A 14,057-nucleotide genomic window follows, 5' to 3' on the forward strand; every position below is an offset into this window, starting at 1 on the left:
CTTTTTATTTATTTATTAATAAATAAATTATAGTTACTTTTCAATAATATGTAAATAGAAGATTCAGAATAATAAAAAAAGACAGCGTTTCAAATTGCTGCCATTTTCAACCTTTTCCGCATCGATTAGTCCGCTAAAAACTTTCTAAGATAAAAGCATCTTCAATCCCAGCCTTTTTAACTTCTGCCAATCCTTTACTTGCATTTTCTTTATTTGAAAAAGCCCCAGCTTGGACACGATACCATGATTGATCAGAAATAGTAATTCGATCAACAAAGGATTCAATCCCTTTTGTACGAAGAAAAAGTTCCCTTTCTTCAGCATTTACTCTCGATTTAAACGAACCAGCAACAACTTTATAGATTGTCCCAGGATCAACTGGTGTTTTTAGCTTTAGATTAAATGCCTTTGCTAATCCATTTACATGTGCTTGTGCTACTTTTTGACGCCAAGATGAATCTTTCATTAACGTCGCATCTTGACTATTATCAATAAAGCCATTTTCTGTTAAAATTGCTGGCATTGCCGACTCCCGTAATACATGAAAATTAGCCTTTTTCTTTCCACGATCTTGAAATTGATTCAATTTCATTACTTCCGTATGCAAAATTGATTGATACCTAGCAGTAGTTGAATTGTTTGCAAGACTAGTATGAATATAATCCTCGTACCCTCTTGCAGTGCCGTTGTGTGCATTACAATGAATCGATAAAAAGTAATCCGCACCCCAAGTATTTGCTTCATTTGTTCGCTGAGCTAAACTCTTGAAACTATCATTCGAACGACTTAATCTTACTTCTACATTTTCATAATCACTTAATAAAATCGTTCGAATGTTAAGAGCAATATCCAACACAATATTTTTCTCACTCAATCCATTTCCCACAGCACCTGAATCAGAACCACCATGACCTGGATCTAGATAAAGTTTCATATTAAATCTCTCCATTCTATTAATATAGTCTTTCATTAAAATAGTATGAAACGGAGTAGAGATTTGCTTGGACAAACAGCTTCTTAAGTTTTAATAGAATTAATTAATAGGAGTAGTTGAGCTACATCTCAAGCCTTAGATTCAATTAAAACTTTAGAGCATTGTAGAATTTCTGTTAATAACTTACTATTAATTAAGATACTTGCTTACTTGAATATAAATTAGTAGAAAGAAGGTATATGTTATGAAAAAACTTTTTGTCTTTTTATTCCTTATTATTGGCCTCTTTATTTTAGTCATCGCGAACACATCTTGGCTATCTTTTACTCAGAACGATAAAAAGGTAGAAGTTACCGATCTTATTAAACAGATAGATATTGATGTTTCTGGTGTTAATACCACCATTATTCCCGAAAATCGGAATAGTGTTGACGCTGAATATAATGGAAAGGGAAAAGTACACATAAAAGAAGCAGGAGATTCGATCGAAGTTGAATTTGAATCTAAAAATTGGTTTAATTTCCTTTCGTGGTTTAATAAAAAGGACGTTACAGTCTATATCCCTGAGGATTTTGATCGAGACCTGTCAATTAATAGTGGATCTGGTCGTGTAACCTTTTCTGGTAAGTCAAAGATGGAACTAAAAAACCTTTCATTAGAATTGAGCTCAGGAACTATTCATTTGAGTCATATAGCAGCAGATAATTTCGAGAGTGAAGGTTCTTCAGGTAATATGACAGTTGATTCACTCTCATCTAAAACAGGTACCTTCAAAATGAGTTCAGGGAATATGGAAATAAACAATTACTCTGGTGAAATGAAGGCAACAGTATCATCGGGAAGACTAAATCTGCAAATGGACCAATTAACCTATAACGTAGAGGTTAACGTGAATTCTGGTTTTGCAAATATTGATCTCCCCGATAATGCTGATTTTACACTAACGGGAAAAATAGGAAGTGGTTCGATTTCGACTAACTATTCGCTTACAGAAGCAACAGAAGATGAACATAAAATTACAGGGGTTCATGGGTCAGGGATACACAATTTAAAATTAGATGTTAATAGTGGGAAAATTGAAGTAAAGTAGGAGCTTAAAAAGGAAGTAACTGTTGATTTTCAAAACAGTTACTTCTCCTTGCTAATTATCAATTATAATGCAACGACCTTTTTATTCTTCTGATCATTTTCTTCTAGCTGTTCCTTTTGTTTATTAAAAAAGCGTTCTTTTACGTAAGGCACGATAAATCGATCTCCCCCCCAAATGTAGGCACCTTTACCAACAAATAATAAGATAATTGCTGTTGTGAACAAAATTGGGTTTGTACTCACTGTTCCAGCTAATAGGAAGTTTAAATTCATGAAAGCTGCCGCTAATAACGCCGGAATGGTTGCAATGCCGACGATTAAACCAATTCCGATAAGCAATTCTCCCCAAGGTATAAGCGTGTTAAAAAGCTCCACATTCGGTAAAGCAAAGCCCTCCAAGAAGTTTGCATACCAGCCTTGAACTGCAGGATGATCCCCTGCTGCATTTACTATTGCTCCTTGTAAAAAACCTCCTGCATCAAAACCATCTGCTACTTTATGCCAACCTGCCTCAATCCACTGAATTCCTAACCATATTCTTAAGACAGTCCACGCAACACTTACCTTTTCGTTTTCCCACCATTTCATAATGGATCAACTCCTTGTTTTTATTTGTGAAATATTTCACAAATCGATTTAAAAAAATACCTGTTCGCTATTGAATTATATATTGTGAAATACTTCACATTCTCTACACCCTTAATTTACTTCTTTTTCAAGCAGTTTGCAAGAAGATTTTATGATGTTCACATAGTTGTCAAAATCATTTATAATTCCGAAAAAGAAACCTCCTAGAAATTAAAATAAGAACTGGGTTTCCTAAAGTCCAGTTCTTTTTAAACCATTTGCTATATTTTTGAAATTCCAGCTCGGTTTTCAGTTCAATTTCAACTTTTTATTTAAGACAATATTGACTTGATTAAGCACAATAGCGCCAATACCCTGTATGATTGTTTTCACTAATACTTGACCAATAATAGCTGCAGGTACTGCTTCCCATGGCAAAAAGTTGGCACCAATAGGACTTAGTCCTATTATGACAAAAACGACCGAATCTAACAGTCCTCCTACTAATCCACTATAAAAAACTCTCCAACTCATCGGTAGTTTTAGACGAGAATAGATCTCTGTATCAGCTGTTTCCGCAAGTAGAAACGATACCGCTGAGGCTAATACAATAATCAATGTGTCACCTAAAAGGAAAGAAACCAGCCCAGAAAGAATTAATGCTGTACCAATGAACAGATACGTCTTTTTTCTTCCATATTTATTTTGTACTAGATCACGAAAGATAAACGTAGCACCAATTAATAATGTGCCCATTGGAACAATAAATACGCCTAATTGCAGTGGTGCAAATGCTGCAGTAATGACGTTTGCTAAAATAATTGATAGTAGATAAAATACTATTCTCATAATTACGATCACCCTTATACATTAAAATTTAAAAGTACCTACAGGAAATTAGAAAAAGCAACACTCCAAGATAGAAGTGTTGCTTCTTCTTAGTTTTTTTTAGAGGGTAGCTAGAACCTCTTCCGTAGATTTGCATTGTTATAATACCATATATTTCGATAATAGAATAATAATTAAATTTTGGTAGTGAAATATTCACTTTTCATTACCTACTTGTTTTTTAATTTTCTCATAAAACCCACATTTAAGCGTGTAATTACTCAATCTGGTTATTATTCCTTTCAAATACAATCCAATCGGAACCATTTATTTGGTTGGAAGCTTGTATGATCTTTTGCCTAACACGATCAGATTCTAGGCCTGTCAATAAAGTTGGTTGATAATTATTTCGGTTTGGAACAGATGATATCGAGAATGGTATAATAGTAATCTCTTTTTTGTCTGTAAGAATCCCGTTATTTATATGAAAGGTCTGTTGAAATACGAACGTATCCTTATCACTTGGATTTCGATTGCCCCCAAACATAAAGTTACCGAGACTATACACAATAAACTTGCCTTTATATTCTTCAATTCCTTGTATCACGTGTGGATGATGACCTAAAATAAGGTCAGCGCCTTGGTCTATCGTATGTCTAGCTAGTGACCTTTGAACGTCATTTGGAACATACTGCTTTTCAGATCCCCAATGAAAGTGAACGAGAATAAGCTCGACATTTTTATTTTGTAAGGTTTTGATGTCATCCTCAATTTGCTGACGAACTTCGGGAGTATCAGCCCAACCCTCATATCCTAATGCACCCACTTTAGTACCTTTAATTGTCTTTATTAGTTGATGTTCATATCCAAAATAACCAATTTCTTGGCTCTTCAACGCGACAATTGTATCTTCATAGCCTCTTTGTAAATAATCAAAAATATGGTTGTTTGCTTTATTTACAGCATCAATACCACCTAATTTTAGTATCTGTGCATAGGATGGATCACCTTTAAAATTAAATGTCTTCGTTGCCTTTTTACTAGCATTTGTTAGCGTCGTTTCTAAATTAACTGTCGTAAAATCATCTTCTAAAAAGATATTGCTAAGACCTTCAACAAAGTAAGGATATCCATTGACTGACGCTTCATTTACAAAGGAATCTAAATAGGAAAACGTTTCATCTGTCCCCAGTGTAAAATCCCCTGCGGCGCTTAGTTTGAGGGAAGTTTCTTCTACTATTGGTACCTCTTCCTTTAATTCATTTTTATGATCTCGCTCATTTTTCACAGGTTCTGTCGTTACTTTTTCAGGCTCAATATTTTTAAAAATGAAGATACCGATTATAAAAAGCATTAAAAAACTGATAAGAACTAGCTGTTTTACAGATTTTCTCAACCTTCTACGTTTCCGATCGACCATTGTCCTTGTCCTTGACATATTGGATTTCGATTCCATATTATCTCACCCACCACGATAGACTGATAATTCTAGTTTAATATGAATAAACTAGAAAAGTACTATAATTATACCTTATTATGTGATATTCGCATGGCTAAAGTCCTTGCATCATTATTTTTAAGGATAATAAATATATGATGGTTTATGGTTATCATTCAATTTTAGAGTTCAATTATTTTTTAGAGCAATACCTATCCACCTGTAAATGGATAAATAACAAAAACACCTAACTATATCGTTAGGTGTACTTGTTTTAAATCGCAGCTTGAATCTGTTTCGTATAGAAAAACCGAACAATAAAGAAATAAACTATCTGTATCACGAAAAAGATGCTTAACACAATTGCTGACTCTTTAAATAGATTAAATTGGAACATATGGGATAAAGCAGTTAGAGCGACTCCCCCATGAAGTAAAGCAATGATGATCGGTGTAAAGAACAGAATGGCCGTTTGTCTGTTCAATACTTTTTTAAGCTCACCATCTGTGAATCCCATTTTTGCGATCGCTTGGAATTTTTGTTTATCTTCATCTAAATCTGTGTAGAGTCGGAAATAGAGAAAGCTTCCAGCTGAGACAAAAAAGACAATACCTATAAATAGACCGATGAATAAGATTGGTCCATAAGATTTATTTAATTCATATACCTCAAAATCTGTGGCCATGTATTTAGTATATTCGGTATACGGATGCAGAATTGGTGCTAATATTTCCCCTACTTCTATTACATCCTCCGTCTTACTAGTTGTTTCCCATGCAAAGAATTTTTCTTCATTTACAGGTTCATTCAACTGTTTATATTCCTCATCTGTGACAATGTAATACGCACTGTATACAGGAATTACTGTTGATTGGATAATTTTCTTCGGCTCAGCAACACCAGTCGCAAGCTCAATTGGTTCATTCATTAATTCATCTGCAAGCTTATTATTAACACCAATGGCACCAGACTTAACAACAATTGCTTGGCCCTTGGAAAGGTCAATTAAATCTTCATCTAACAATTTAGCATACCGATTATAATCAGATTGTTTCACTATTAACATGTTATCTTCACGTTCAGATAGTTTAAAATAACTAAGTGTCATCATTTCCGTTTCGAATTTCACTTTGTTTTCAGTCAATGTTTCTTCAATTAAAGCAATATCCTTGTCTTCAGAAGGATTTCCTTCTAGTGACTGATACGTAAATGAATAAAAATTACTATCTTTTATTGGACTAGTAAGTAACGTCTGAAAGCCATAAAGGGCGCCGATTGCACAAAATGAAACAGTTGAAATGATCGCAACCATAAAAAATGTACGTGCATTATCCTTCATTCGAAATGAGAGATCAGAGAAAAGAACCATATTTGTTTTCTTCCAAAAAATCGCTTCATTATTTTTAAGCTTTCGAATCACATAAACATTCAATTGCGTAAATAACAAATAGGTACCTATGGTCACAACAATTACTACAGGAAGCATGACAACGCTAACAGCTAATCCCTTTGCTGTTAAAGCTACAATGTAACCTCCACCTAGTAATATAATTGCTACTATCGTTAAAAAGATTGATGCTTTTGGTTCACCTTTAGATTTTTTATTTCCTTTAATAAGGTTGATTAATTTCCCACTTCGTAACAATATTGAGACTGAAAAGGAGATAATCAAAAATAAAATAGTAAAGGAAGCAAATGTTAAACCGATTGCTTTAACTGGGAGATAAAAATTAAGTGCCGTTTCAATAATAAGGACATTTTCTGCTATAAGTAGAATTCCCTTTGAAAACACCAGACCTAGGACAATCCCCCCTAATGTCGCAAAAAAACCAATTAACATGTTTTCCATAAAGATCATTGAGCGAATTTGCTTTGTTGACATTCCTTGGATCATCAGTATTCCAAATTCCCTTTTACGTGATTGGATAAAGGAACCCATAGAATATAAAACAAAGAAAAATGAAAATACATAGATTATTCCTGAAGCAACATTTAGACCATTGGTCACACTATTGTTTATTTCTACTCCATTTAATGATGGGTGAAAGGCAAAAACCGCAAATGTAAAGAAGACCATAACTGTAAACATGCTACTAAGAAAATAGGCTGCATATAGACGTTTATTACGAGTTACATTTTTAAACGCGAATTGACGAAAGGTCATTTGCATTACCCCCTAACAGCGAAAGAGTATCAATAATCTTTTGGAAAAACGCTTGTCGGTTGTCACCGCGATGAATCTCAGAATAAAAGCTTCCGTCTTGGATAAACACTACTCGATTGCAATAGCTAGCAGCTAATGGCTCATGTGTAACAAGCATCATCGTTGTTTGCTGTTCACGGTTAATGGTTTCTAGCATTTCCATCACATCCTTAGATGATTTGGAATCAAGATTACCTGTTGGTTCATCAGCTAGTAGCAATTTTGGTTGATGGATCATTGCTCTTGCAATGGCCGCTCGTTGCATTTGCCCACCAGAAATTTCGTATGTGCGTTTTTTCATAATTTCTTTAATACCAAGTTTAGTTGCAATCTCATTTGCCTTCTGTTTCATTTCATTAACATTATGACCGTCCAAGGTTAACGGGAGGACCATGTTTTCTTCAACTGTTAACGTGTGGAGCAAATTAAAATCCTGAAATACAAAGCCTAATTCTCTTCTCCGAAATTTGGCAAGTTCATTCTTTTTTAGCTGATGTGGATTTTTTCCACCAATTAAGATTTCACCTGTGGTAGGCTCATCAATGGTTGCAATCATGTTCAAAAGCGTTGTTTTCCCACTACCAGATGGACCCATTATCCCTACAAATTCTCCATTTTCAATCGTTAGATTAATTTCAGATAAAGCTCTATATGGAATTTTACCTTCATAAATTTTACTGACATTTAATACATTTAACATCACGCATTCTCCTTTTAAAATCGGTTATTTGATCTGTAATCAGTTTATCGCTATCTACTAACTACAAACTATCGATTCGTCTTTCAGTTTCCTTACAAGGTTGTAAGGTTTTGAGTCTGCGTGAAGATAATCCGTACTGAAGTCCCTTCACCTACAATAGATTCTATCTCAATTCGATGTCCGAGATGGTCCACGACTTCCTTTGTTAAATAAAGACCCATCCCTGTTGATTCTCTAAATTTCCTGCCATTTTCACCTGTATAAAATGGATCAAATACCCGTTTAATGTCAAATTCGGGAATTCCAACGCCAAAGTCAGTCACTTCTAATACGGCTTCATTCTCTTTTTCATAAAGAGAGAGAATCAATTTATTACTTTTTCCTGTAGAATACTTAACTGCATTTTGAACTAGTTGAGAAAGGATAAAAAAGAGCCATTTCTCATCAGTTTCTACTAACATACTCTGTGTCCTTTCCTCTAGTTTAGGATAAACCTGATTACGTATATATAGACGGCGATTATCTCTATTTACTTCATCGACTACCTTCTTTACTAACACCTGTTTCACATGAAAGTCCTGTTCAATTGTACGAAGCCGAGCCATATAAAGGATTGTGTTTAATCCGATTTGCATCCGTTCGGTCTCTTCGCGTATATCAGAAGATTCCGGTTCATCTAAATTCTGTGCTGTCAGTTCAATAACTGATAACGGTGTTTTCATCTGATGGACCCATTGATCCATAAATGTAAGATGTTCCTTTTGTTGATGATCTACAGTACTCAGTTGTTGGTGGTAATGCTTGTACTGCATTTTCATGAGTTTATTTAATGCTTCTGATATAGGTGCTTGCTCCATCCTTTGGAAGGCATCATCTGGTGAAAGTAAAGGCTTACTAAGGCGCTTATAAAACTCGCGACGGCTATAATAATGATAAAACAGATAGCATCCTAAAATAAAAAAACCAAGAAATGATGCATATAGGGCCGGCTTTAGATTATGATATCCGTCCAGCCAGTAAATAGTGAGAATAACACTAAATTGCAAACATTGAATCGCAATTAATAAGAAGTGCTCCTGAAAGAATAACTTCATTTTTCATTTACCTCACTCCAAGTAATTGCTAATCTATAACCCGCACCTCTTACTGTTTCAACTGCATCTTTAATGCCTATTTTAAGGAATTTTTTGCGAACACGTGTAATATTCACATTTAGCGTATTTTCATCTACATAAGATTGATCTTCCCAAATCTTTTCAAGTAAATCCTCACGACCGGTCACACGTGGGTATCGTTCGATTAGACTTTCGATAATATCTGCTTCGTTCTTTGTTAGTGTGATCGTATTTCCCCCAAGCTTTATCTCCAACCTTTCAGGATAAAGCTCTAACCCTTCCATTTTAAGAACTCGTTCTTCTGACTTATTTGCATATTCACCGTATGCACGACGCAAGTGACTACGAATCTTTGCCATGACAATTTCAGCGTGAAATGGTTTGGTTATAAAATCGTCTCCACCGTTTTCAAGCGCCATAATCTGATCCATTTCACCAGTTCGTGCAGATAAAAATATTACCGGGCAAATCGATGTGTTCCGTATCTGTCTACACCAGTAATAACCATCAAAGCTAGGTAGATTGATATCAAGAAGAACAAGATCTGGTTTATTTTGATTAAATTCATCTAATACATGATTAAAATCCTTCGCTATGTATACCTTATAACTATATTTACTTATATAATTGTGCAGTAATTCAGCGATTTTAGGATCATCTTCTATAATCATTATTTTTTGCATAATTTGTAACCACCTCTTCTATGTCGAAGTTATTATGACATGAATTGGATGATTTTTCAAAAACTTGTGATCTCTTCTCCCATTTGGTCACCTAGACTTTTTACCATCCCCCTTCTTTACAAAATACAGACATAATTCGTTTACCACTTCACACTATAAATAAGAACATACTATTGATCGGGATCAGCTGATTACATTGATATTGTGAATATGATTAAGTAGAGGATTCACTAACTTTCCTCTATCTAACACCAGGAAATCCTATTCGATATGATTACTATTTTTCCCACAACCTAATCATCTTAAAAGTTTATTTTTTGGGGACATTAACATAAGCATGGAGGTGTCAATATGACAAACGAAAGAGATTTCATAATCGTCGAGGACGAAAATGGGAGAGAAATGAAATTTTCCGTTGAGGCCTTATTAGCTATAGAAGATCAAACGTACGCATTATTAAGATCAAACGAGAAACAAAATGATCCAGTGGTTATGCAGGTTGAAAATGAGGAGAACGAACAATATCTAATTGGCATAACTGATCCCAATAAAAAAGAAATGGTTCTTGATGCCTATCAAATTGCGGTTGATGCAAATCCAGCAGATTGAGTATAAGGAGAAGGTATGCAAAATAAGATCATTGATGTAATAAGCGAAGAATTAAAAATACAAATAGAACATGTCATAAAAGGGATGACATTCACAAAAAATTTCAGATCACCTACCGCTGAAGAATGGTATGTTTTTTTGCCTTTCTATAAAGATCCCCTCACTGGTGGGGCTCCTGGAAAAACAATTATTCATTACAATCTTTATGATACGAAACATGTCTTTATTAATACGACGATTATATTTGATGATCCAGCCCTACACAAAAAAAAGATGCATCAACTAGTTTATACGGTCTCAGATGAAATTGTTAATCGACTTGTTGGATATGCTGATACTTTATTGTCGGTACATTCAGGAGAGAATTCATATCATGCAGAATATAAGCAATAGGTTGATTTAAATCTGTTAGCAATCTCGTTTCAATTTGATCATTGAAAAAAATATAGGTGATCTTAATTTTTTTAAGTATAACCACGTTGCAAGATTAGCCAGTAATAATTGGGAGATGAAGATGATTAATAAATTGATACAAGCGATAGAAGATTATGCAAAACCTTTACTCAATCCAAGCGATTTAAACTCATTTATTCAAGAGATAAATCAACAATCATTTGTTTTGCTTGGTGAGTCATCACATGGTACTTCGGAATTTTATAAACTACGGGCTGAGCTTACTAAACAGCTTATTATAGAGAAAGGATTCACCTACTTGGCAGTTGAAGGAGACTGGCCCGCTTGTGTTCATGTGAATCGCTACATTAAGGGGTTTGATCAAGAATCAACTAATGCTAGAGACGTATTAAAATCGTTTAACCGTTGGCCTACTTGGATGTGGGCGAATGAAGAAATGATTGAATTAATTGAATGGTTAAAGGAATATAATCAAAAACAGCCAATAGATAAACTTGTAGGATTTTATGGAATTGACATTTATTCGTTATGGGAATCACTTGATGAAGTGATTAAGTATCTAGAAAAAACAAATTCACCATTTCTCGATTCAGCAAAGAACACATTTGCTTGCTTTGAACCCTTTAATCGACAGCCGGAAAGCTATGGCGTTTCTGCAGCTTTTTATACGGAAAGTTGCTATGACGAAGTAATAAAACTATTAACTGATATTAGGCTACAAAATGTAACACTCTCAAATGAAGATGTCCTTAGTCTTGAAATCAATTCACTCATTACAGCTAATGATGAGAACTACTACAGAACAATGGTCTTAAATGATAATGAATCATGGAATATTCGCGACCGTCACATGGTTGAGGTCATATATAAAATACATGCCTATTATGGTAAAAATGCAAAAGGAATCATCTGGGAGCACAATACCCATGTTGGTGATGCAAGAGCAACAGATATGGCAGCTGAAGGAATTGTAAATGTTGGACAACTATTGCGGGAACAAAAGGGTGAAGATGATTTATTTATCGTCGGTTTTGGTACACATCGTGGGACAGTCATTGCTGCGGATCAATGGGGTGTGAATTTCGAAAGAATGATGATTCCCCCTGCCCAAGATGGTAGTTGGGAGGATGCCATGCATAAGGCTGGACCTAGCGATAAACTATTACTATTCACTGATGATAATCAGCATTTTTTCAACGATACTATAGGTCATCGCGCAATAGGTGTCGTTTATAACCCACTACACGAACAATACGGGAACTACGTTCCATCAGTGATGTCAAAGCGGTATGACGCATTTATATTTGTGACCCATACAAATGCACTTCATCCACTCGAAGTCGAAAAAGTTTTTTTATAGGGCCATTTTGTTTTTGGTATTCATATTGCTAATAATCCCCGCAGGAATACCTGTGGGGATTTCGAGTTTAATTTAAATAGCTCCACTTCTTCTCTGTATCTAATTTGATTACTTCCCCTCCATTACCATAAATGACCATGGATTTAATTTTAATGGTTCATCTCGTTTATAAGATAATTCACTCACTAACTCCACACAATTTTCAAAAGGGTTGTTAATTACTTGGTGTTCAGATGAGTAATTAAAAATAAAGTTAATTGTTTTTCGGTCATCGTTTTCAGAGCTCTTTATTATAATTGGAAAACGTATCTCCTGTATTGTTTTCCATAATCCAGCACGTTTGAGAGCTTGAGTTAGAATGGCTGACATTACTTCTTTTGATACAATACAACCTACGTACGTTGCATAACCTTCACCAAATTCATTGCCAGTAATAGCTGAATATTCCCCCCATGCGGGATGGTCATACTTAGCAAATGTACTAGCTGTTGTTGGTGTTAGTAACTCCATCCAAGTGTGAACTTCATTTTCCCTTTCTGTCACATGATATGGGTTTCCTGCTAAATGGACTTGATTTGGTTCCACAAACATTTGGTATTGCACACCACATACCTTTTCAATGATCCCTGGTTGTGCGGTTGTACGAACTTTACTATATTCATTTGTAAACCCTGATTTAAATGTAAAGATTGCATGTCCACCCTTTTCAACAAATTGATTTAACCTTTCTAGCAATTGATCAGAAGCTACATATAAACCTGGAACGATAATCAATGAGTAGTCTTCTAAGTCCATCGTATTTAAATGGATAAAGTCACATTCTATATTTAATTTATACAATTCATCATAGATCAGTCGAAGTATATCATTATAATTCAGTTCAGATTTTTGATTAAATTTAAACCAGTTTAACCCTGTAAGAGATTCATTACTAACTAGTATAGCTGTTTTGTTTTTCTTTTGAAGATTGACTAGTTTTGATGATAACCGTTTAAAATCAGAACCAATTGTTTTTGCTTCATTGTAAACAGGATTTGGCTGAAGATCGTGACTTAATAGTCCTTTCCAATACGTTTCAAACGAATTATGAATGGAGTGCCAATGCCAATATGAAACCATATTAGCACCGGATGCAATATGACTGAACGCCTGTAAACGAAGCTGGCCTGGATAAGGTGTCCAATTTGAAAAAGCCTGTGCCTCCGTCTCCATTACTAGGTAATTTTGTTGTTTGGTTGAACGAGCAATATCACCACCAAACGATATTTCAATACCTGTTAAATCAGCTTGAGAAGGATGGTAAATATCTACCCCTGTAACATCAAACGGTCTCGAAGCCGAGAAATGATTGACATTAGGTTGCAATCCAAAGGAATATCCTCTCCATTCAAAGTCAAAGTTTTGTGTAATAAATTGATCTGCGTGGCGATACTCTTTTACAATTTTTACTTGCCAAGATAGAAAATCTTCGACAAGCTTGCGTTGAAATTTAGAAAATTCAGCACCTAGACTACCATTAATTGTACCAATAACAGAAGGCATATCTTCCCATGCGTGTACGTCATTACTCCAATATGACAGTCCGAATGCATCATTTAACGCATTTGTTGTTTTAAATTGTTCTTTTAAATACTTTACAAATTGCACTTGTACATTTGGACCGCTGGTATCATAATGCTTCGTTTCATTGTCAATTTGGTATCCGATAATAGCTGGATGATCTTTGATATTTTCCAATAATTTGCGAACGATTCGCTCTGCATAAAATAAATAGGTTGGACTCGTAATATCCATAATTTGTCTAGCACCATATTTCCCTGCACCTTTTTTTGTTTCTGCAAGTACTTCCGGATGTTCTTTTACCATCCAGGTTGGCACAGCATACGTTGGTGTCCCAACAATGACATAGATACCAGCTTTATACATGGCATCTAGTACTCTATTAACAGATGTAAAATCAAAAACTCCATTTTGAGGTTCATGTGTGCTCCATGTTGATTCAGCAATTCTGACAACGTTGATAGTTGCATTTTTCATCATTTCAATATCTTTATCAAGACGATCATATGGCATATATTCTTCATAATAAGCAACACCATAAAGCAATTCCTTCATAC

General features: G+C 34.8%; 13 protein-coding genes and 1 riboswitch. Of the genes, 4 read left to right on the forward strand and 9 right to left on the reverse strand.

Going from position 1 to position 14,057, the window contains the following annotated elements; genetic code table 11:
* Nucleotides 1–133: 133 nt before the first annotated feature.
* A complete protein-coding gene (locus AC6CHR_RS16645) occupies nt 134–934 on the reverse strand; it encodes an N-acetylmuramoyl-L-alanine amidase (RefSeq protein ID WP_498250122.1) in 801 nt (266 codons plus the stop codon).
* A gap of 244 nt (nt 935–1,178) precedes the next feature.
* Here AC6CHR_RS16645 and liaG point away from each other — a divergent pair, with 244 nt between their 5' ends.
* Nucleotides 1,179–2,024 (forward strand): LiaG family protein, encoded by an 846-nt coding sequence (liaG, locus tag AC6CHR_RS16650; protein WP_498250123.1) that lies wholly within the window; start codon nt 1,179–1,181, stop codon nt 2,022–2,024.
* Nucleotides 2,025–2,086: 62 nt separating this feature from the next.
* Here the strand turns inward: liaG and AC6CHR_RS16655 are convergent, their stop codons facing one another.
* The 7 genes from AC6CHR_RS16655 to AC6CHR_RS16685 all read right to left on the reverse strand — a co-directional run bounded on the left by AC6CHR_RS16655 (nt 2,087) and on the right by AC6CHR_RS16685 (nt 9,557).
* Nucleotides 2,087–2,611, reverse strand: coding sequence for a DoxX family protein (locus AC6CHR_RS16655; protein ID WP_498250124.1), 525 nt, complete (start codon nt 2,609–2,611; stop codon nt 2,087–2,089).
* A gap of 288 nt (nt 2,612–2,899) precedes the next feature.
* The gene (locus tag AC6CHR_RS16660) at nt 2,900–3,439 is read right to left on the reverse strand and encodes a VUT family protein (protein ID WP_498250125.1); all 540 of its coding nucleotides are present in this window, start codon (nt 3,437–3,439) and stop codon (nt 2,900–2,902) included.
* A gap of 83 nt (nt 3,440–3,522) precedes the next feature.
* A riboswitch (PreQ1 riboswitch) is annotated at nt 3,523–3,565 on the reverse strand.
* 130 nt (nt 3,566–3,695) lie between these two features.
* Nucleotides 3,696–4,874, reverse strand: coding sequence for a CapA family protein (locus AC6CHR_RS16665; RefSeq protein WP_498250126.1), 1,179 nt, complete (start codon nt 4,872–4,874; stop codon nt 3,696–3,698).
* Between the two features lie 256 nt (nt 4,875–5,130).
* On the reverse strand, nt 5,131–7,020 hold the full coding sequence (locus tag AC6CHR_RS16670) for an ABC transporter permease (protein ID WP_498250127.1): 1,890 nt from the start codon (nt 7,018–7,020) through the stop codon (nt 5,131–5,133).
* The gene (locus AC6CHR_RS16675; RefSeq protein ID WP_498250128.1) at nt 6,995–7,759 is read right to left on the reverse strand and encodes an ABC transporter ATP-binding protein; all 765 of its coding nucleotides are present in this window, start codon (nt 7,757–7,759) and stop codon (nt 6,995–6,997) included. The genes AC6CHR_RS16670 and AC6CHR_RS16675 overlap by 26 nt, the downstream gene beginning before the upstream one ends.
* 92 nt (nt 7,760–7,851) lie before the next feature.
* The gene (locus AC6CHR_RS16680) at nt 7,852–8,853 is read right to left on the reverse strand and encodes a sensor histidine kinase (protein ID WP_498250129.1); all 1,002 of its coding nucleotides are present in this window, start codon (nt 8,851–8,853) and stop codon (nt 7,852–7,854) included.
* Nucleotides 8,850–9,557: a response regulator transcription factor gene (locus AC6CHR_RS16685; RefSeq protein ID WP_498250130.1), complete on the reverse strand. Its 708-nt coding sequence runs from the start codon at nt 9,555–9,557 to the stop codon at nt 8,850–8,852. The genes AC6CHR_RS16680 and AC6CHR_RS16685 overlap by 4 nt, the downstream gene beginning before the upstream one ends.
* Before the next feature lie 351 nt (nt 9,558–9,908).
* Between AC6CHR_RS16685 and AC6CHR_RS16690 the strand changes: the two genes are divergently transcribed.
* The 3 genes from AC6CHR_RS16690 to AC6CHR_RS16700 all read left to right on the forward strand — a co-directional run bounded on the left by AC6CHR_RS16690 (nt 9,909) and on the right by AC6CHR_RS16700 (nt 11,940).
* Nucleotides 9,909–10,166 carry a DUF1292 domain-containing protein gene (locus AC6CHR_RS16690; protein ID WP_498250131.1) on the forward strand — a complete coding sequence of 86 codons (258 nt, stop codon included), beginning with the start codon at nt 9,909–9,911 and terminating at the stop codon, nt 10,164–10,166.
* 15 nt (nt 10,167–10,181) lie between these two features.
* On the forward strand, nt 10,182–10,559 hold the full coding sequence (locus tag AC6CHR_RS16695; protein ID WP_498250132.1) for a hypothetical protein: 378 nt from the start codon (nt 10,182–10,184) through the stop codon (nt 10,557–10,559).
* Between the two features lie 121 nt (nt 10,560–10,680).
* Nucleotides 10,681–11,940: an erythromycin esterase family protein gene (locus tag AC6CHR_RS16700; RefSeq protein ID WP_498250133.1), complete on the forward strand. Its 1,260-nt coding sequence runs from the start codon at nt 10,681–10,683 to the stop codon at nt 11,938–11,940.
* Between the two features lie 108 nt (nt 11,941–12,048).
* Here the strand turns inward: AC6CHR_RS16700 and AC6CHR_RS16705 are convergent, their stop codons facing one another.
* Nucleotides 12,049–14,055 (reverse strand): beta-galactosidase, encoded by a 2,007-nt coding sequence (locus AC6CHR_RS16705; RefSeq protein ID WP_498250134.1) that lies wholly within the window; start codon nt 14,053–14,055, stop codon nt 12,049–12,051.
* Nucleotides 14,056–14,057 lie beyond the last annotated feature (2 nt).

It is taken from the genome of Metabacillus sp. GQ13 (assembly GCF_059758525.1).

Excerpts from the sequence above, each read along its gene's own strand:
- AC6CHR_RS16645 (WP_498250122.1), bottom strand. The coding sequence starts at position 934 with ATGAAACTTTATCTAGATCCAGGTCATGGTGGTTCTGATTCAGGTGCT.
- liaG (WP_498250123.1), top strand. The coding sequence starts at position 1,179 with ATGAAAAAACTTTTTGTCTTTTTATTCCTTATTATTGGCCTCTTTATT.
- AC6CHR_RS16655 (WP_498250124.1), bottom strand. The coding sequence starts at position 2,611 with ATGAAATGGTGGGAAAACGAAAAGGTAAGTGTTGCGTGGACTGTCTTA.
- AC6CHR_RS16660 (WP_498250125.1), bottom strand. The coding sequence starts at position 3,439 with ATGAGAATAGTATTTTATCTACTATCAATTATTTTAGCAAACGTCATT.
- AC6CHR_RS16665 (WP_498250126.1), bottom strand. The coding sequence starts at position 4,874 with ATGGAATCGAAATCCAATATGTCAAGGACAAGGACAATGGTCGATCGG.
- AC6CHR_RS16670 (WP_498250127.1), bottom strand. The coding sequence starts at position 7,020 with ATGACCTTTCGTCAATTCGCGTTTAAAAATGTAACTCGTAATAAACGT.
- AC6CHR_RS16675 (WP_498250128.1), bottom strand. The coding sequence starts at position 7,759 with ATGTTAAATGTATTAAATGTCAGTAAAATTTATGAAGGTAAAATTCCA.
- AC6CHR_RS16680 (WP_498250129.1), bottom strand. The coding sequence starts at position 8,853 with ATGAAGTTATTCTTTCAGGAGCACTTCTTATTAATTGCGATTCAATGT.
- AC6CHR_RS16685 (WP_498250130.1), bottom strand. The coding sequence starts at position 9,557 with ATGCAAAAAATAATGATTATAGAAGATGATCCTAAAATCGCTGAATTA.
- AC6CHR_RS16690 (WP_498250131.1), top strand. The coding sequence starts at position 9,909 with ATGACAAACGAAAGAGATTTCATAATCGTCGAGGACGAAAATGGGAGA.
- AC6CHR_RS16695 (WP_498250132.1), top strand. The coding sequence starts at position 10,182 with ATGCAAAATAAGATCATTGATGTAATAAGCGAAGAATTAAAAATACAA.
- AC6CHR_RS16700 (WP_498250133.1), top strand. The coding sequence starts at position 10,681 with ATGATTAATAAATTGATACAAGCGATAGAAGATTATGCAAAACCTTTA.
- AC6CHR_RS16705 (WP_498250134.1), bottom strand. The coding sequence starts at position 14,055 with ATGAAGGAATTGCTTTATGGTGTTGCTTATTATGAAGAATATATGCCA.